General features: G+C 55.0%; 14 protein-coding genes. 5 read left to right on the plus strand and 9 right to left on the minus strand.

All coding sequences use genetic code 11. The features are described 5' to 3' along the window. Nucleotide 1: 1 nt before the first annotated feature. Nucleotides 2-658: an N-formylglutamate amidohydrolase gene (locus tag B2952_RS12060; RefSeq protein WP_290725716.1), complete on the plus strand. Its 657-nt coding sequence runs from the start codon at nt 2-4 to the stop codon at nt 656-658. 35 nt (nt 659-693) lie between these two features. Continuing rightward, nucleotides 694-2,832: a YgiQ family radical SAM protein gene (locus B2952_RS12065; protein WP_290727789.1), complete on the plus strand. Its 2,139-nt coding sequence runs from the start codon at nt 694-696 to the stop codon at nt 2,830-2,832. 3 nt (nt 2,833-2,835) lie between these two features. On the opposite strand, the gene B2952_RS12070 is transcribed toward B2952_RS12065, so the two are convergent. From B2952_RS12070 to B2952_RS12085, 4 genes are read right to left on the minus strand one after another with little or no spacing between them, the layout of a single operon-like run. Continuing rightward, nucleotides 2,836-3,681, minus strand: a complete 846-nt coding sequence (locus tag B2952_RS12070) for a 50S ribosomal protein L11 methyltransferase (RefSeq protein ID WP_290727791.1) — start codon at nt 3,679-3,681, stop codon at nt 2,836-2,838. Between the two features lie 6 nt (nt 3,682-3,687). Continuing rightward, nucleotides 3,688-4,986: an HD domain-containing phosphohydrolase gene (locus B2952_RS12075; protein WP_290727793.1), complete on the minus strand. Its 1,299-nt coding sequence runs from the start codon at nt 4,984-4,986 to the stop codon at nt 3,688-3,690. A 20-nt stretch (nt 4,987-5,006) separates the two neighbouring features. Further along, on the minus strand, nt 5,007-6,635 hold the full coding sequence (locus B2952_RS12080; RefSeq protein ID WP_290727795.1) for a hypothetical protein: 1,629 nt from the start codon (nt 6,633-6,635) through the stop codon (nt 5,007-5,009). Further along, entirely contained in the window at nt 6,619-9,120 is a 2,502-nt protein-coding gene (locus B2952_RS12085) for a TonB-dependent receptor plug domain-containing protein (protein ID WP_290734139.1), read from the minus strand. The genes B2952_RS12080 and B2952_RS12085 overlap by 17 nt, the downstream gene beginning before the upstream one ends. Before the next feature lie 131 nt (nt 9,121-9,251). Between B2952_RS12085 and nagZ the strand changes: the two genes are divergently transcribed. Beyond that, the gene (gene nagZ / locus B2952_RS12090) at nt 9,252-10,433 is read left to right on the plus strand and encodes a beta-N-acetylhexosaminidase (protein WP_290727799.1); all 1,182 of its coding nucleotides are present in this window, start codon (nt 9,252-9,254) and stop codon (nt 10,431-10,433) included. Between the two features lie 8 nt (nt 10,434-10,441). Here nagZ and B2952_RS12095 read toward each other — a convergent pair whose 3' ends face one another. From B2952_RS12095 to B2952_RS12115, 5 genes are read right to left on the minus strand one after another with little or no spacing between them, the layout of a single operon-like run. Next, the gene (locus B2952_RS12095; RefSeq protein WP_349679630.1) at nt 10,442-11,176 is read right to left on the minus strand and encodes a response regulator; all 735 of its coding nucleotides are present in this window, start codon (nt 11,174-11,176) and stop codon (nt 10,442-10,444) included. Further along, nucleotides 11,098-11,475 (minus strand): sensor histidine kinase, encoded by a 378-nt coding sequence (locus B2952_RS12100; protein WP_290727804.1) that lies wholly within the window; start codon nt 11,473-11,475, stop codon nt 11,098-11,100. The genes B2952_RS12095 and B2952_RS12100 overlap by 79 nt, the downstream gene beginning before the upstream one ends. Nucleotides 11,476-11,506: 31 nt before the next feature. After that, on the minus strand, nt 11,507-14,614 hold the full coding sequence (locus B2952_RS12105) for a response regulator (RefSeq protein ID WP_290734137.1): 3,108 nt from the start codon (nt 14,612-14,614) through the stop codon (nt 11,507-11,509). A 20-nt stretch (nt 14,615-14,634) separates the two neighbouring features. Next, nucleotides 14,635-17,526, minus strand: a complete 2,892-nt coding sequence (locus B2952_RS12110) for an amino acid permease (protein WP_290734135.1) — start codon at nt 17,524-17,526, stop codon at nt 14,635-14,637. A 37-nt stretch (nt 17,527-17,563) separates the two neighbouring features. Continuing rightward, nucleotides 17,564-17,839: a response regulator gene (locus B2952_RS12115; protein ID WP_290734133.1), complete on the minus strand. Its 276-nt coding sequence runs from the start codon at nt 17,837-17,839 to the stop codon at nt 17,564-17,566. A gap of 124 nt (nt 17,840-17,963) precedes the next feature. On the opposite strand from B2952_RS12115, the gene B2952_RS12120 reads away from it, so the two are divergent. Further along, nucleotides 17,964-19,667 (plus strand): putative bifunctional diguanylate cyclase/phosphodiesterase, encoded by a 1,704-nt coding sequence (locus tag B2952_RS12120; protein WP_290734131.1) that lies wholly within the window; start codon nt 17,964-17,966, stop codon nt 19,665-19,667. Continuing rightward, nucleotides 19,664-20,008, plus strand: a complete 345-nt coding sequence (locus B2952_RS12125) for an Hpt domain-containing protein (protein ID WP_290734129.1) — start codon at nt 19,664-19,666, stop codon at nt 20,006-20,008. Before B2952_RS12120 ends, B2952_RS12125 begins: the two co-directional genes overlap by 4 nt. Nucleotides 20,009-20,016: the final 8 nt, after the last annotated feature.

Below are 20,016 nucleotides of genomic sequence, written 5' to 3' on the forward strand. Positions count from 1 at the left end.
CATGAAACAGAAATTCCCGGCACTCGTCATTACCTGCGAGCACGCAAGCAACGCCGTGCCGAGATTCTTGCACATCCCGAAAGAGGTCCTCGAATCCCACCGCGGATACGACATCGGCGCTTATGGAGTCTATCGCAGGCTCGTCCGCAGGCTGCATCCCGATTTCTACATCGCAGGCAAATTTTCGAGGCTCGTCATCGACCTGAACCGCAGCGAAAATCATCCGGACATCCTTTCGGAATATTCTCGCGAGCTAAAAGGGTTTACCCGCGACAGGATTTTCAAAATCTGGAAGCGGCACCACGATGCCGTCGAATCCTTCGTCGCCAAGGCGGTCGCTAATGCGGAGGCCCAAGGAGAAGGCCTGGGCGCTCCTTGCGTCATCCACCTCGGCATTCACAGTTTCACTCCGGTACTAAACAACGTTGTCCGAAACGCAGATATCGGAATACTCTACGACCCCGCACGCGCATGGGAAACGCAGGTCGCAACCTCCATCATCAAGGAAATCCAGGCGCGCGCCCCCGGACTTAAGATCCGGCGGAACTATCCCTACCTCGGCAAGTCGGACGGACTTACCACCTCGCTCCGCAAGAAGTTCGGCACCGCCTATGTCGGCATCGAAATAGAAATCAACCAAAAGCTTTTCCTCGGCTAGCGATAGCCGCTTCAAAAATTTCTATTTTCATCCTCATGTACGATCCGCGATTCCTCCCCATCTGCAAGGAAGACCTAGACGAACTCGGCTGGGATTACGTGGACGTGATTATCATCAGCGCAGATGCCTACGTGGACCACCCGTGCTTCGGGCATGCCGTGGTGGCAAGGCTCTTCGAGCACGAGGGCTTGCGCGTTGCAATTTTGCCGCAGCCCAACTGGCGCGACGACCTGCGCGATTTCAAGAAACTCGGGCGCCCGCGAATGTTCTTCGCAATCAGCAGCGGCATGGACAGCATGGTGAACCACTACACCGCCGCAAAACGCCTGAGAAGCGACGACGCTTTCACGCCGGGCAACAAGGCGGGTTTCCGCCCGGATTACGCGACGTACACCTACGCAAAGATTTTAAAGCAGCTCTACCCCGACGTGCCGCTGATGATTGGCGGGCTGGAATCGAGCCTGCGCCGCGTGACGCATTACGACTACTGGAGCGACAGGCTCAAACCGAGCATCCTGTTCGATACGCAGGCGGACCTTCTCGTTTACGGCATGGGCGAAAAGCCCCTGAAGGAGATGGTGCGACTCTTGAAAAAAGGCGTGCCGTTCTCGAGCCTGCATTCCATACCGCAAACCGCATACTTGGCGCCCAAGGGGAACGTCCCGAAGAGCAACCAGTGGGAAGACCTGCGGCTCGCCAGCTACGAGGAATGCCTCGAGAGCAAGCGGAACCAGATAGAGAACTGCCGCAAGGTGGATATCGAATGCAACAAGTGGTTCCAGCGCCGCGTATTGCAGGATGTCGCGGAACAAACTGTGGTAATAAACCCCGCATACCCGCCGCTCGAATACGGCGAGTTAGACGAGAGCTTTGAATACCCGTACGCGCGCGAACCGCATCCGCGTTACAAGAAGCGCGGCAACGTGCCCGCGTTCGACATGATAAAGTTCAGCATCAACACGCACCGCGGTTGCTTTGGCGGTTGCAGTTTTTGCGCCATCAACGCACACCAGGGCAAATTTATCGCAAGCCGTAGCCGCGAAAGCATATTGCGCGAAGTGGATTTGATAACGAAGATGGACGGATTCGCCGGAACCATCACTGATTTGGGCGGCCCGAGCGCGAACATGTACAACATGCGTGGCCGCGACCAGAGCCGATGCCAGAAATGCGCACGACCGAGCTGCCTCACGCCCAAGATTTGCGACAACATGGACACGCACCATGCCGAGATTCTGAGTCTCTACCGCGAAGTGCGCAACCACCCGAAGGTAAAGCACCTGTTTATCGGGAGCGGCGTGCGTTACGACATGCTGTTGCAGGAAACGAATGACGAAGAACTGCGCCGCGACCACGAGGAATACGCCCGCGAGCTCATCGACTACCACGTGAGCGGACGCCTGAAGGTGGCGCCGGAACACACGAGCGACGAAGTGCTCAAGCTCATGCGCAAGCCGAGCTTTACGCTGTTCCACAAGTTCAAGGAATTCTTCGACGACGAATGCAAGCGCATCGGCAAGCGCCAGCAGATTATACCTTACTTTATCAGTAGCCATCCCGGCTGTACGGAAGCCGACATGGCGGAACTCGCCCTCGAGACAAAGCAGCTCGGGTTCCAGCTGGAGCAGGTGCAGGACTTTACGCCCACGCCGATGACGATTGCGACCGAGATGTTCTATTCCGAAATGACGCCGGACGGCAAGCCGCTTTACGTGGCAAAGACACCCGAGCAGAAGAAGAGCCAGAGACAGTTCTTCTTCTGGTACATTCCGGAGAACCGCCCGCAAATTCGCGCGACGCTGGAACGCTTGAAACTCGGGAAAATCGGACGGCTGCTATTGAGCCGCAGCGCGAAGGCAGAAGGCAAGGAGTTTTTCCCGAGCAAGGAACGCGAAAGCAATGCGGAATACCGCGAGCGCGAACAGCAGAAGCGGGAAGCGCGCTCCACCACAATCGTACCCAAGAAAGTCGGCGAGAAAGGTCGCTGGGAAAATTCCGCCCGCAGGGAAAGGCGCGCCGCGCAGTTTGGCAACAACGGAAATAGCGAATCACGCGACAAACGCGGGAATAATTTCAACGGCGGAGAACGCAAGATTTTCCACAGCGACCGCAAACCTGGCGGGAAAAAAGACAATTCCCCGGTGAAATTCAGCTCGTTCAAGCGCGGCAAATAGACGCTAGCCGTTCACAGCAAGCACACTCCACCATTCGCCGCTTTCGCGTTCGACTTTCACCTTGAAGCCGGCTTCGTCAAACCACTTGAGAATGTAATCCTTTTCGGTCAGGAGCTGGCCCGAGATAATCAGCTCGCCACCGGGGGCAAGCAAGTCTTCGATGTCGTCACGAAGCGGCCAGAGTTCGCTACGGATCATGTTGCAGAGGATAACGTCGAACTTCGCGCCATCCTTGAACGCATCCAGGAATCCGAGGATGCAGTCGCTTTCGCCAAAGCCGTTGCGTTCAAAGTTTTCGGCAATGCAGGGAATCGTGAGTGGGTCGATTTCGGTACCGACAGCAAGCTTTGCCCCCAGGCGGCGGGCGAACATCGCGAGAATGCCCGTACCCGTACCGATATCGAGAACCGACTTGCCGTTGAAATCGATATTTTCCATGAGCGTAGCGCAGCTGCTCGTGGTATCGTGTTCGCCCGTCCCGAATGCGGTTTTCGCTTCGAGTTCCAGCACCACGGCTTTCGGGTCATCGGGAGTAAATTCCACCCAGGGCGGGCGCACCCACAAACGCGGAGAAACAGGCACCGGCTGCGCGCGGTCGCGCCACCACTTGTCCCAATCCTTTGCAGGCTCTTCGCTCAGCGTCCAGCCATATTGCGGAAACTCCGCCACAATGCGGTCACGCTCCGCCTTGTCTCCGGAGTAAAAACAAAAATCCGTGCGGCCTTCCGCCTTCGGGTCCAGTTCCTCGAGCGTCGCCACTCCCGCCTCGAAAAGCAGGTAGCTCGCGAGTTCAAAATCTTCGACAGGGCAAAAGCCCTCCGCCTTGTACCATGTTTCAACTTTCTGCATAATAAACTACAGTGACAACTGTTCCCATGCGTGACTTTGTTCGAACCAGCCGAGGATTTCGCCATCGACCTCGCCGTGCTTTTCCATGTCGTGCAACACGAAGAACGCCTTTTCGATAGGCATCGGTTTCTTGTACGGACGATCCTTCGCGGTAAGCGCCTCGAAAATATCGAGAATCGTCAGCAAGCGGACTTCCCTCGGGATTTTCTCGTTTACGAGATGGTCGGGGTAGCCCCTGCCGTTCAAAAGTTCGTGATGTTCGGAAGCCCAAGCGGCAACATCCATATACTTTTCTGGGAAATCGATTTGTTTCAAAATCCTGCGCGTCACGGTGACGTGGCTCTGGATGATGTTCCTTTCCGCGTCGTTCAGCGTTCCCTTGCGGATGGAAATATCCTGGATTTCTTCGGGGGTAAGCAGCGGATGTTCTGTCCCGTCCGTATCGCGGAATGTCACCATCCTTGCATTCTCCAGGAACGCGAGAGCTTCGTCGGGAACGAAGCCCGCGTTATTGATGCGCCTGATTTCGGCGAGGAAAAAATCCCTGTCCTGCTTGCGCTTTTCCATGTCGCACGCAGGCATCTGGTTCTTGAATACGGCGAGTTCCTCGAGCAGGTCAATCTTTTCGAAGCGGTTCTCGATGTCCTTGAGCTTCGGTCCGAGGCGGCTCGCCTTGTCCATGATTTCGAGCGGTACGGCAAGCTTGCCCACATCGTGCAGCCATACGCTCATGAGAAAATTCCTGCGGCGGTCCTCGTCGAATTTCCAGGAATGGTCCGTCGTTTCGAGCCATGTCAGGAACGCCTCGGCGATATGCACCATATTGCGCGTATGGTTCGCCGTATAGGAGGATCGCTCGTCGATGGCCTGCGAAAGCGTCTTGACGATGGAATCGAGCAGGCGCTTCGTCTGCTCCGCCGAGCGAATCTTGAGTTCCGCAAGCTCGGTAACGTCGCCGATGACGGTAACCACGCCCACCTTCTCGCCCATGTTCCGCAACACGGAAGTGATAACGTGCAGCTGGGCCATCTTGTCGCCCTTGAAATAGGGAACCAGTTTCTCGTGGACGGTATCGGAATCGTAGATGGCATCGAGGACGGTCTGGTTGAATTCGTCGTTTTCTTCGTCCCCAAAAAAGAGGCTCGCGAATTTTTTCCCTTCCATCTCCGTGCGGTCGCGGCCCAGGATCTTTTCAGCAGCGTTGTTCACGTAGCTGATGGTGCCATCAAAACGGATGGCGAGAACGCCTTCCATCATATCCTGCACGATATTCCTGCTTATGAGGTCGCGATAGTCTTTTCCCATGCAAAAAAGATAACAAGAAATTACCGGTTTTTGCAAATCGGGAACTTGTAGTAGTCGCAAAGGGCATCCACTTCGCGCTTCAGGATGGGCGAATTCTGCTCTTCCAGATAGTAGCGGCTGACAAGCGCGCTGCTGCACGTTGAATCATCGATGGCAATCCGATTTGGCCAGCCGCGGTCGGCGCACCAGTTCCACAGGTATTCCTTGCATTTGTTCCTTTCGGGGCTTTCCAGGCACTGTTCCTTGAGTTCGCTGCAGTCCGCGATGGAATTGCTCTTGAAGCCGCTTGCGATGCAGTAGCGCTTCAACCCGTCGGCATAGGCATCGGACTTGTCCTCATCGCTAATGGTGTCGGGCAGGTACACGGACCATTTATCCTCATCGTTCATCATCGCCGCCTTCACTAGCGAAGGGTAGCAGGTCTTTTCGCTCCGGTATTCGTCGTACTTGTAATACAGATGGGCGGCGTAGTTCGCCTCCACAAGGCCATAGCCATGAGATTCCATTTCCGCGGGAGTCATCCCCGAGCAATAGACATCCTGGTAAAGCCTGCACCCGCGCGAATCCCAGCTGTCGGAATTGTCGCCCGAAGTCTCGTCGCAGTTACGGAAGGCGATGTGTTCCATCGAAACTCCGTCGTCGCCTTCGACATAGAACGAGAATGTCGACTTTGCCATCCCGCTGAATACGCCCATGCCGTTTTCGATGTTGGATTCCGGGACGACGCGCGAATCCGAGACGGAGCCCTTTACTTTGCTCTCGTAGTCGATGTAGTGTTCGTCCGTCGTGTAGAACACGACCGACACAGGCCCGAGCGGCATCATCATGTTCGGCAGGAACAGCGTATCGAGCGCCTGGATTCCGGCGATGCTCTGCTTTGCCGTGTAGCCGAGATTCGCCATCTTTTCCAGCGGGTCATGCATGGAAATCCCGGTATAGCCTTCCGAATCTGGTTCCACGAGACCGCTCAACATCTTGTTGACAGTCGTATTCATCGATTCCTCGTTCTCCATGCCGTATTGCAATATGGAAATCACGCCCTTGATGGACTTGTCGTAGTCAAGAGCGCACTTGACAGTTTCCATGTCCAGCGGGAATTCCAGGAACTTGATGTGCACGGTATCGCTTCCGTCGGTTTCAACCCACTCGAAGCTACCATCCTGCTGGGGCACGCTGAGTCCCTTGACCTTCACGGGCGGCGGAATCGTCGCCTTCGCGCTATATGTCGATTTTACCGTTTGGCCCGCGCTATCCCACTTGAAAAACGCTTCCATCGTGTAAGTTTCACCGACGATACCGCGATATTCGCCCTTGGCCTGCGGCCTGGAAAAGCAGTTCGGATTTTCCGGCATCTCGGCACCGATTTCTACCACAGTGTCAATTTCGTTTCCGTTCCCGTCGCGGAATTTTCCCGAAACGGTCACGTAAGCGCTGTCATAGAACGCGAAGAGTTCCGCAGATGTTTCGTCGAGTTCATAGACCTTCGAGAAGCAGATCCTGGATTCGCCCCCATCGAGGACATAGCCGTAGGTGTAGATACCCGTATACACGTCGCGTTCCTCGGGATAGTACTCCCACGGGCCGTGGAAATCACAGGCGACCAGCAGCGCGACCGCAAATGCGCAGAGGAGTCTAGAAATAGTATTCATAGTTCAGCATAATCGGCAAAAAGGGGAACTGCGTAATTTCTGTCTTCTCGGGCGGATTCTTGCTCGTATCGTAGAAACTGTAGAACATATTGTCGTGATCGGTCAGGTTGATGATCGTCCAGCTGAAATTCCACTTGCCTTCGCGACCGACATCGATGGCCTTCACGTCGATGCGGAAGTAATCCGTCTGGCGGCCCGCATTGCGACTCCCGGGCAGCACCGTTATCTTGTCTGAATACTCCTGGCTCCCGATTTCCTTGCGGTAGTAATAGCCCTTGTACTCGCTGATGGGCATGCCGGCGGAATACTTGAGGGCAAGCGAAGAACGGAGGTAGCGACCCTTCTTTTCGTGTTTCCATATGGCATCCTCGTCACCCTTCCAGTTGATTCCCAGGTCCATCTTCAGCGCGTAAGGCTGGTGCCAGCTCGGGAAATACGGTTTCGTCCCGTCGTTTGTCCTGAGGACGCTTATGCCCTGGCTCCAGTTGACGCCGCCGAACCACCAGCCCTTATTCTTGCGCAGCGAGAGCTCGTAACCGAAGGAGTACCCTTCCGCCGTCCCGAAACCGTCGGCCACCACAAAATCCTTGGACGCGGTTTCCTCATTGCTGTCGAGTACCGCCTGGAACGTATTCAGGTTGTTCTGCGTCTTGTAATACACGCCCACGGTCGCGTCGTAGTCCTTGAACAGATCGCGCTGGGTATATTCTGCGGCAATGAGCCATGACGATGCGGGTTCGATATGCTTGCCCTTCGTGGTCGTGGTCGCCGGGTAGTAGAATTCGTTGAGCGTCTCCTGGTCGGTATAGACAATCGAGTTCAGGTATTGCAGGTAGTAGCCGCCATAGACTTCGAGCGTCTTGGTTTCATCGAGATTCACCGTGAGCGACGCACGCGGTTCCACCCCAAAGTGTTCCGCGGCCGTCTGGTAATTGAAACGCAAACCGTATTGCAGCAACCAGTCGGGATTCATTTTCCAGGAATCCTGCACGTAGGCCACGTGGTGGAAAGGTTTCTGGATGTCGGCAATCTTCATGGAGGACATCTGTTCCTGATAGCGTTCGTAATCGTATTCCAGCTCGTAGCCCGCAGTAATCGTGTGGTTCTCGATGCCGCGGAAGTTGACCCACTGCTTGCCCGAGAAAGTGTAGAGGAACATGTCGATGGACATGAGGTCGCCCACCTTCATGGTCTGATAGAATTCGCTATAGGCAAGCGTCGCGTTGTAATCCCAGTCGCCGTTGATGCGGTGCGAGATATTCACCGGGATGGCGACGTTGCCCCAGTCCATATAGAGCGGGTCGAAACTCAGGCGGTCCTTGCCCACGTAGAAGCTGAACTTGAGGCGGGTATCCTCAGTGAAGTTGTACATGAACGTGCCCTGCAGGTCGGTAAACTCGTAATCGAGCGCGAGATCCAAAAGCCCTATAGAATTCATCAGGTCGAGCATGAACCCGATGTAGGTTGTGCGGCCTGCAATCACCCAGCGGGCGTCGCCCTTGTGGCCTTCGGTATGGAGCTGGGCCGCAAACGTACTTATCTTGACGCTCGACTTGCTGAACCATTCCTCCACGGAATCCTGGCCGCCCGCGCGTCCGTCCATCTTGAGCACAGAACTCAGGCGGTTGCCGTACTGCGCCGGGAACCCGCTCTTGTAGAACTGCACGTCGTCGATGCCTTCCACAAGGAACGTGCTGAACAGCCCGAAGAAATGCACCGGGGAATACACGACCGCGTTGTCGAACAGGAACAAGTTCTGGTCGGCCGCACCGCCGCGCACGTAGATCTTGGAACTGAAATCGGAACTTGCCACCACGCCCGGAAGCGCCTGGATGCTCTTGATGACGTCGGCCTCGGCGAGGCCCGGCATGCGCTTGATGGACTTCGCGGAAACCACCGATTCGCCCGGTTTGCGCTTGGGCCGCTTGCGCAACTGCACCACGACCTTCTTGAGTTCGGTCACCTTCTCGTTGCTGCCAGCGGCAAGGAGGGCGTCTACATCGACATCCTTTTCGGGAGAGGAGGAACTGCCGGAGGGGCCTGCATTTGCGACTGCGGAATCGGGCTTTTGCGATGCGGATGTAGAATCACCCGGGGTCGCGTCCGCGGAATCAGAAGACGCGACATTCGCGCTATCCGATGCAACAAACCTATCGCCCAACGCCTGCGAGAAACTGCGTTCGCTCCCGGTGTAGACAAGTTCATAGCATTTTTCCTTCTCAGCACCCGCCGTATCGGAATTGGTGACGCACACATTCCAGAGCGTATCTTCAGGGAGCACGATGCTGAAAGGCGACCCGACCATAGTCTGCAGCGCCTCGCCCGACTCGAGAATTTCCACATTCAGCTTTTCGCCTGCGGCAAAGGAAGGGTCCTGCACCACGCCGTTGAAGACGATTCCCTGGACCCGCGCGGAATCTGCCGCCCCCTGCGCGAAGGCGGCGGTCGTGAGCAACAAGGCGATTATGCTAATATAAAATTTCAAAAAAATCTCGCGTTTAAAGCAAAAATAGCAAATAAGGGACCTTATTCGTCATTTAAACACCCGAAGGCACGAAAAGTGTCACCTTTTATGTCGAACTTTTTATATTTCCGCAAAAAAAATCAAAGGTGTATATGGGAATCAGGAATCACATAAGAATATCATCTTGGAAGGGCGCAGCACTGATAGGAACCATCGCTATCCTCGCAGCCTGTGGCGACAATTCCTCGAGCGGCCCGGAAGGCGACACTCCGGCAACAAGCGCTTCCACGCTCGACATAAGCAAGATGTCTATCCGCGAGAAAGTGGGGCAGATGTTCTTCGTGCGCCCCGAGGCACTTGATACGAGTATCCACTGGAACGAATATGCGGAACTCCCGGATTACAAGCTGCAGCACGTGAACAAGACCATGCTCGCGATAAACGAGGACTACCCCGTCGGCGGCGTGATTCTTTACGCGCACAACATCGTGGACGAGGCGCAGCTCGGTGAATTCATCGCCGAAATCAGGGAGTTGAACGGCAGCCCGCTCCTTGCCATTGACGAGGAAGGCGGACGCGTCGCGCGCATCGCGAACAACGGGAACTTCGACGTTCCCAAGTACGAAAGCATGGCTGCCATCGCCGAAAGCGGCGACCCGAACGAAGCCTACAAGGCGGCATTCACCATCGGGAGCTACGTGAAGGAATACGGTTTCGACATCGACTACGCCCCGGTCGCCGACGTGAACACGAATCCCGAGAACATTGTCATCGGGCCGCGCGCCTTCTCGGACGACCCCGAGACCGCCGCCAAGTTTGTGGTAAGTTACCTGAACGGCCTCGATTCCGCAGGCGTCATCGGCACGCTCAAGCACTTCCCCGGCCACGGCGACGTAAAGACCGACACGCATTCCGGCTACGCCGAGACGAACAAGACCTGGGAAGAGATGCTCGAATGTGAAATGGTCCCGTTCAAGGCCGGCATCAAGGCGGGCGCAAAGATGGTCATGACCGCGCACATCGCCGCCCCCAAAGTCACCGGCGACGATCTGCCCGCAACGCTTTCGCCCGTCATTCTGCAAGACAAGCTCCGCGGTGAACTCGGATTCAAGGGAGTCATCGTGACCGATGCGATGGACATGGGCGCCATCACCACGCAGTTCGGGAACGCCGAAGCCGCCATCAAGTCCATACAGGCGGGCGTCGACGTGGTGCTTTGCTCCCGCGAATTCACGCAGGTGTTCGATGCAGTCGTGAAGGCGGTCGAAGACGGCGAAATAAAGGAAACCCGCATTGACGAAAGCGTCAAACGGATTCTCGACTTGAAAAAGTAGAAGCAGGTTTACAGCAGTTCTTCTAGAGTCCGGAACACCGTTTCGGGCTCCACGGGCTTGCTCAAGTGCGCGTTCAGGCCGGCCTGCAGGCTGTTCTGCACATCTTCATCGAAGGCGTTCGCGGTAAGCGCGATAATGGGAATGCTCTTCGCATCTTCGCGGTCCATGGAACGGATGACGCGGGTCGCCTCGAGGCCATCCATCTCGGGCATGCGCACGTCCATGAGGATGGCGGAATAGTAGCCCGGTTCGTGCGACTTGAACATCTCTACGGCAATGCGCCCGTTCTCCGCACGCTCTGCCTTCATCTCGCGCATCGAAAGTATCATCGCCATGATTTCCGCGTTTACGGGGAGGTCTTCGGCGAGCAGTATCGTCCGTCCGGAAAGTGTCGCGCGCGGTTTTTCGTGCTGTCCGCCCGACAAGCAACGTTCGCTGCCATTGTGCGGGGACTTCTGCAGTATCACGGTAACAGTGAACTTCGAACCGACACCCTTCTCGCTTTCCACGTCGATGTGCCCGTCCATCAGTTCCACGATGCTCTTGGTGATAGAGAGCCCAAGCCCCGTGCTGCCGTGCTTGCTGGTGTAGGATTCGTCTTCCAGCGCAAAGGCCTCGAACATGCGCGGTAAAAAGTCCTTGCCGATTCCGATTCCCGTGTCCTCTATGGTAAAGCGCAGGGGGCATTCCCGAGAATGTTGATGAGCACCTGCCTGAGCTTCATCTCGTCGCCGATATAGCAGTTGGACACCCCGTCCTTCACGTTGCTGCTGTAACGGATTTTCTTGTCGTGGCACTGCGCCGTCACGATGGCGTTCACCTGTTCGAGCTCATGCGCGAACGAGAATTCTGCATTCTTGAGCGACATGCTGCCCGATTCGATGCGGCTGATATCCAGGATACCCCACAGCATGTCGGTGATGTAGTACACAAGTACGCCGAGCAAGAAGCGCCGGTAATACAGGCGGGTACGCGAATACTCCGACCCGTCCTGCTTCCGCAACACATCCCGGTTACCGATAAGCAGGAGTATTGTCGCCAAAAAAGCCTATAATCGAGTAAGTCATGACCCATTACTTCCTATTTTCTGCCGTCCAGATCATTTCTTCAAGAGTTTGGTAAAGGTGGTCCGGATTGATGGGTTTGGAAAGGTGCGCATTCATGCCCACCTGCAGGCTCCGCTGCACATCCTCATCGAAGGCGTTTGCCGTGAGCGCAATAATGGGAACCTTCTTGGCGTCATCGCGTTCCAGCTTGCGGATGGCTGCTGTCGCCTCCAGGCCGTCCATTTCGGGCATGCGCACATCCATAAGGATGGCATCGTAATAACTTTCGGGATGGTCGCGGAACATTTCCAGGGCCTTGCGACCGTTTACGGCCAGTTCCACCTGCAAGCCCCGCATCTTCAGCACTTCCATCATGATCTGCGCGTTGACATCCATGTCTTCGGCAAGGAGAACCCGCTTTCCGGCAAGTTCCACCTTGTTCTTCGCAAGCGAGGTGTGTTCCTTCTTGCGCCGGAGGGCGTTCTTGAATTCGTCCAGCAGGATTCCCGAGAACAAGGGCTTAGAAATGAAGCAGTCCACGCCGGCTGCCAGGGCCTCGTCCAGGATGTCGTCCCAGTTGTAGGCCGTCAATATGATAATGGCGGACTCGTCGCCGGTCACCTTGCGGATTTCGCGCGCCGTCTCGATGCCGTTCATCTCGGGCATCTGCCAGTCAACCACAATCAGGTTGTAGGGCTCGCGTCTCGCGTGGCGGAGTTTCGCCATCTCCACCGCTTCCTTGCCCGTAAGCACCGTGTCGGTGAGGATTCCCGCCTTGCCGAGCACGAGTTTCGCGTGCCCCAGGGCAATCTCGTCGTCGTCCACCACCAGCACGCTCATTTCGCTCGGGTGGATTTCGATTTCGTCGTCGGTCGCCTGCTTGCGCATGCTATCGTTGAGGGTGAGCGTCACGCAGAACGTGGTCCCCTTGCCCTTTTCGCTTTCTACATCGATCTTACCGTTCATCATGTCGACGATACCCTTGGTAATCGCCATGCCGAGGCCACTGCTGCCGTACTTGAAATCCGTGGTGGCGTTTTCCTGGGTGAACGTGTCGAAAATCTTGGGCAGGAATTCCTTGCTGATGCCGATACCGGTATCGCTAATCTTGAAGACGAGCGTGGACTTGTTGTCGAACGCAGCAATCTTTTCCACGTTGAGGTCGATGTTTCCGCCCTTCGGGGTGAACTTGACCGCATTGCCCAGGATGTTGATGAGAATCTGGCGAATCTTGGTGACGTCGCCGACGTAGTAGTCGTCCAGGCTGCCCGCCACATGGCACGAATAGTTCAGGCCCTTGGTGCGGCTCTGGTCGTCGATGATGGTGTTCACCTGCTCCAAAAGCTTGGGGAACGAGAATTCTTCGCTATTGATCTTCGTGCGGCCGCTCTCGATACGGCTCATGTCCAGAATCTCGTTGATGAGGCTCAGCAGGTGTTCTGCGGAGGAGCCGATCTTTTCCAGGTAGCCGCGCGTCTTCGACGAAATCTCGGGTTCGTGCAGCGCAAGGCTGTCGAGGCCGATAATCGCGTTCATGGGCGTGCGGATTTCGTGGCTCATGTTGGAGAGGAATATGGTCTTCGCCCTGCTCGCCTCTTCTGCCGTCTTGAGCGCATCGGAAAGCGCCTGGTTCTTGGCAAGGGAATCGCGCATTTCCTCGTCGATATCGGAAAATCCGAAACCTACAATGCGGAGCGGTGCATCCGGGGCGTCGCCGGCATTGTGCACGCCCGCCATGCGCAGCATTTCGTAACTTTCCTTGCCGCCATGGTTTGCTAGGTAGCGCAAGGTATAGATCTTGTTCTTCGCGACACCCGCGCGCACGTTTTCGGGCTGTATAAAGGCGAGGAACTTTTCGCGAGATTCCGGTGCGACAAACTTTTCGGCATAGGTTTTGAAACTTTCTAGGTAGCCGATTTCGTCCCCTTCCTTGAAAGGTACCGGAACGGAGCCGTCCTTGCGGTAGCATATCGCCATTCCGGTATCCAGGTTCAGGTAGTAGACGCTGCGGTAATCTGACGCAAGCGCGGTAATCATGTTACGCTGTTCGTTCCTCTTGCGTTCTTCTTCCACCAACTTCTGCTGGAGCGCAAGCTGTTCTTCCAGTTTTTCCTGCTTGATGCGGCTTTCGGCATCGGCCACCTCTTTTTCTAACTTGAGTTGAGAGGTACGCCTGATTTGCATGAAGAGGAACAGGAACACGGTCAAGAGCACTAGCGCGATAATTCCGGATAGCAGAAGGCTGCGTTCCAAAATGTCTTCCGAAATGGAACCGATTTGCTCGGAGATGACGCTTTCGCGGATAAGGTAGGTCAGCATCCAGTCCGTAGAATGGATGGGAACATAGTACATAGTTTCACGGATGCCGTTATACTCGAAGGAAACGACGCCCGCCTCGTGGTTCGCGAAGTCGGAGCGCATCTTTTCCATGGAGAAGCCTTTTTCGAATCCGGCTTTTTCCATGGCGGCAAGCAGATTGTCGCCGCTCGCAAGCCCACCTAGCACCAGGTTCGTAAGCGAATTGCCTGCCTTCGAGTAGATGTTGCAAAATGTAATTCCCTGCCGGTCGGATTCCAGCGAAATACCTTCCAGCATGCGGTTCATGTCGATTTCCATGAAGCTCACGACCAAAACCCGACCATTAAAGGCAAGACGGTCCACAGGCACGGCAATGACAACAGTCTTCTTTTCTTCACTGTTTTTCTTTAATGAAATTTCGGATTTTGCCAGGGTCCTGTAATCGAAATTATAGAGATCAATGTCGGTGCGCGTACCGCGGGATGTGTAGATGAGACCCGTAGTGTCCACGAAGGCGAACTTTTCTAGACCGTACAGTTGCTTCATGCGGAGCTGGTAGCTCTGCAAGCTTGCGGTACTTGCGAGGTCTTCTTTTGAAAGCAGGCCCACCGCCACATCTAGGTCGTTGATGTAGCCGTTCAATTTCGACGCCACCACCTGTTCGCGGCGGTTCGCGAGTTCGTTCATAAAGAGGAGCGTCACGTTGCGCACGGCCTTTTCCGTATCCCCGCTCGCATGGCGACCCGTGAAGATTGTCCCCAGCACAAGGATGATAACGATGATGGGGGCCACGATAGTGGCGATACTTACAATCCCGATTCTTTTTTTCGTTTCCATAACATTGTCCTGTTAAAACTTTACCGCACCCACTGCGCAAGTGTTTCCGTGAGCATGCCGACATCGATGGGCTTTGCCAGGTGAGCGTTCATGCCGGCGTCTTTCGACTTCTTGAGGTCATCGCCAAAGGCGTTCGCAGTCATGGCGATAATGGGAACTTCCGCCTTCTTCTTGTCGGAGAGCGCTCGAATCTGGCGACTCGCTTCGCAGCCGTCCATCACGGGCATCTGGATATCCATGATAATCCCGTTGTAGTAACCGGCAGGGTTATTCTCCACCATCTCGACCGCCTGTTTGCCGTTTACCGCCATCTCGACCTTGAACCCGAGACTTTCCAGAATGATCTTTGCCAACTCACGGTTCACTTCCATGTCTTCTACCAGCAATAGCCGCATGTTCGTGAAATCCGCCTTGGCCGCGATGGAGATATTGCGCTTGCCACTTTCGGGAACCTCCGTGCCAGCGGCTGTCTTCAGTACCACATTCACGAAGAATTCCGTTCCTTCGCCGACTGTCGATTCAAACTTGATTGTCCCGCCCATCAGCGACACCACGTTCTTTGCAATGGCAAGCCCGAGGCCCGTACCCTGCACTCCGCTGATGGTAGAGACGCGCTCCCGCTCGAAGGCATCGAACACGCGGTCTGCAAACTCGGGCGAAATGCCGATACCGTCATCCTTCACGCGGATTTCGAACGCGGCCTTGCCCTCTTCGATGCATTCCTTTTCGGCGAGAGTCACGGAAACGTGCCCGCCTTCCGAAGTAAACTTGAATGCGTTGCTGACCAGGTTCAGAATCACGCGGTTCATGCGGTTCCTGTCGCAGAGCACCACCGGGTTCCTGAGGCCGTCGTATTTCACGGCAAAGGCGATGTTCTTGCCCACCATCTGCGCCTCGAACATGTCGCGGATTTCATCCATCATTTTGCGCAGGTCGGTGGGCCGCTCTTCCAGTTCCATCTTCCCGATTTCGATGCGGCTCATTTCGAGCATGTCGTTGATAAGGGCCATCAGGTACATGTTCGAAGAATCGATCTTGGTCAGGTATTTCTGGATTTGCTCGGGAGTCGCCTCCGGTTTGCGCGCTAGGTTGGTGTAGCCGATAATGGCATTCATGGGCGTACGCAGGTCGTGGCTCATGTTCGAAAGGAAAATGGTCTTTGCCCTGTTGGATTCCTCGGCGATATGCTTTTCGTGGTCCAGTTTCTGTTCGCGCTGCTGCTGCGTGCGGTAGATGTTCACCACGATGAAAATGCACAGGATAATGAAGAGCGTTTCTACCAGATTGTTCTTCAGCTGGGAATCACGGACAAGGTCCATCTGCTCTTCCATGAAGTCCTTTTCCTGTACCACCTGGGCTTCGGTCATGGGAATATGCATCTTTTTATGCAAATCCGTATGGAACTCGCTGATATGCACAATGACTTTCTCGGCCTCGTCGTTGGTGACCTGGCGTTCCCACATCACCGCCGAGAACAGCAATATGAACAGCATGGTCACCCACATGATGGCCGACTTGCCGAAACGGTTCTCCTGGTCGCGCATGAACACGGCCCTGTAAACGACGAACCCCACAATGCTCCACGCCATCAGAATCATGAAGGATTCCGTGGCAATTGTGTTCATGTTCCAAAGCGTCGGCGTAAGCGGGAAGAAAAAGAAGAAGGCGGATATTACGACACCCAGGATTCCGGTAAAGTTCAGCACTGTCTTTCGCCTGCCGGTTTCACTGCGGGCAATTTTCACTATTCCCGCAGAAACATACAGATAAATGATAGATGCACTGATGGAGGTGATGTCCACAATCCAGCCGATGGCCGTTCTCCCGAAGAACGGAATAATGCAGGAAAGGAGCATCACGTAGATAATGCCGTAGTTGGTGGCGCCGTGACGGTTGATATGCCCGAACCAGGACGGCATCACGGAATCGTTGGCAAGGCTCATGAACATGCGCCCGATTGTTCGGTAAAGCCCAAGAAGGCTCGTGGAAATGGCCGCCGTGATGGTTATGGCGAGCAGCACAATGCCGCCGTTACCGAGGGTCTTGAAAACGGCGTGGAATACCGGGACTGATTCAATGCCCTTGAGGTTCTTCAGGTTGGTAAAATAAGCTTCCCAGTCGCCAAAATTCGCGGGGGTCACCGAGACCGAAAGCAGCGCGGTGAGGGAATAGACGATGGCACCGGCAACAAGGGCGGCCATCATAATCGCAAAACTGTATTTCGGCTTGAAGTCATAGGTGGAAGAGGCAAAGCTCACCACGCCAAAACCTACAAATGCCCAGGGGGCAAGCACCAGCACGTTCACGATCTGCATCAGGGGGGAATGGTCCTTCGCGACTCCCGCCGTCGCAAAGGCCGGGCCCATATCCGAGAAATCAATCCCGCCCTTGCAGGCAATAATTGCAAACAGGCCGACCACACCGCCAAAGAATATGAGGGCAAGCACCGTATTCACCAGGCGCAGCACGTTGGTGTTCCTGCAACTGATGAACCCGAACAGAAGTATAATTGCAAGCGTGGTAAACAGCTCGCCTGCCCAGACCTCGTAGCCCATGATGGTATAACTGAAGCCCCTTTGCAATACGGGTCCGAACAAGAAACGGATAAACAGCACAAAGGCCGACATATTGGCCCACAATACCGCCAAGTACGCAAGGGCCGTGGCCCAGGTGCAAAGGAAGGAATGGTCGTAGCCGAAAAGCTGCTTGGTAAAGGAGAATACGCTCCCCGTGCCGGGAATGCGGTTCATCATGATGTGGAAATTGTAGGCGACAACACCCATCAGCACGGCGCCAAGCACAAGGGCGATAACTGTTCCCAGGGGGCCCGCAATCGGCAGGAGCGTTGTCGCGGGCATCACGAATGCACCCCAGCCTACGGCACAACCGAAGGAGAGCGCCCACGCACTCAAAACGGACAATTTTTTGTGTTTTTCAGACAACATAACGCTACACCCTTATCCACTTCTGCAAAATTTTCGCAAGTTCCTTGAAATCTATCGGCTTGGAGATATGGTCGTTCATGCCGACTTCCTTCGCCTTGCGGATATCGTCGGCAAAGGCGTTCGCGGTCATCGCCACGATGGGGATTCTCCTTGCGTAGGTCGTCATGGCCCTGATGGCCGCAATCGCCTTGTAAATGAAAAAGCCACCCGGCATGTCTTCGCCGATCTGCTCGATAACTTGCAAAGCCTGTTCGCTCAGGGGAAGGTGTCGACCGAACATGGGGACCTCGTATTCTAGTAATTCTGTTTTAAAGATATCTAAAAAAAATGCTTTGTCACACAATCCGATACCTTTTTATTTCTTTTTACATATATTTATTCACGGATAAAAGGAGTTTTCTCCAATGAAAAAACTACGCCAGATCACTACCGTCAAGAGACACGTCCTTATCGTAGACGACGAGGTGGTAAACCGAGAAATCCTGGGTAATATCCTTTCCGTGAACTACGACGTCGAATATGCCGACAACGCCAAGGAAGCCCTCGCAGCACTCTCCAGGCAAGATAAGCGGTTCTCGCTTATCCTGCTGGACCTGCTCATGCCCGTGATGGACGGGTTTGAATTCCTGAAAAAAAGAGAAACCACCGAAACACTCAAGCGCATTCCGGTCATCGTGATGACCTCCGAAAAGGAATCCGAAGTCCGCAGTCTCAAACTGGGCGCCGCCGACTTTATCGCGAAGCCCTTCGACATGCCCGAAGTGGTGCTCGCCCGCTGCGAAAGAATCATCGAACTCTTCGAAGACCAGGACATTATCCGCCAAACGGAGCGCGACCATGTTTCGGGTCTTTACACCAAGGATTACTTCTTTGAATACATCCGCCAGATAGAACTGTGGAGCAGGGACATCCCGCGCGACGCAATAGTATTTGACATCGAACAGTTCCACCTGGTGAACGAGTTCTGCGGAAGGGACTTTGGCGACCGCCTGCTTGCAGAAATCGGTAGCGCGCTCAAGAATGAACTCGCCCCCATGAACGCCATCGCCTGCCGTGCAGACGCAGACACGTTCTATATCTTCGCGACGCACCAGGAAAGCTACGACAACATCCGCAACATCGTCCAGGGAATCCTTACCGAATTCTTCGAGGTGAACCACATCCGCGTGCGCTTTGGCCTGTGGGAAAACGTGGACCGCAACGTAGAAATCGAGGCATGGTTTGACCGCGCGAAGGCCGCCTGCGACAAGAACCGCGGCGACCTGACGCAGGCGTTTACCCGCTATAACAACGAGATGCATTCCCGCTACATGTTCGAGGAAACTCTCATCCGCGACTTGCAGAGCGCCATGGACAACAAGAACCTGATTGTCTATTACCAGCCGAAATACAACATCGAAGGCGACACCCCGCGGCTCACCAGTGCAGAAGCCCTCATCCGCTGGATACACCCGACACTCGGATTCATCAGCCCGGGCGACTTTATTCCGCTGTTCGAAGGGAACGGCCTTATACAAAAAGTAGACAACTTTGTCTGGAACGAAGTCGCAAAACAGATCCGCAAATGGAAGGACGAATTCGGCGTGACGGTGCCCGTTTCCGTGAACGTGTCCCGCATCGACATCATGGACCCGGAACTGGAAACGAAACTCATGCGGCTCCTCGAAGAAAACGGCCTTTCTCCGGAAGAATACATGCTCGAAGTGACCGAGAGCGCCTACTGCGAGAACATGGAGCGCCTTATCGAGGTCATCGAGAACCTGCGCAAGAAGGGATTCCGCATCGAGATGGACGATTTCGGTTCCGGATACTCCTCGCTGAACATGATTACCACGCTGCCCATCGACATCCTGAAAATCGACATGTCGTTCGTGCGCAACATGGAAAAGGACGAACGCAACCTGAAGCTCGTGGAACTTGTGGCGGGCATCGCGAAATTCCTCAAGATTCCTGCCGTAGCGGAAGGCGTAGAAACGCAGTCGCAGCTCGATACCCTCAAGGGAATGGGTTGCCAGATTATCCAGGGATACTTCTTCTCGAAGCCGGTTCCGCCGAAGGACTTTGTACCCTTCATCGAAAAGGAACTTGAACGCCGGAGGGGCGCATGATTACCATCGAAAAACTGAACGCTTTTGGGGCAAATACCGCCGAGGGGCTTGCACGCTGCTTCGGGAACGAGGCGCTGTACCTGAAACTCGTGGCGACCATTCCCGGCGAGGGCAACTTCGACAAGCTCAAGGATTCCATTGCCGCGAAAGACCTGAAAGCCGCCTTCGAGGCGGCCCATGCGCTGAAGGGTGTCCTCGGCAACCTCTCGCTCACGCCGCTCTACACGCCGATTGTAGAAATTACCGAATTGCTCCGCAGCAATACCGACATGGATTACAAAAGCCTGCTCGATACCATCCTCGAAAAGAAGGACGAACTCGGCAGGCTTTGCGCGGATTAGACTTTATT

The sequence above is a fragment of the Fibrobacter sp. UBA7003 genome, from assembly GCA_002449765.1.
GTDB lineage: Bacteria > Fibrobacterota > Fibrobacteria > Fibrobacterales > Fibrobacteraceae > Fibrobacter.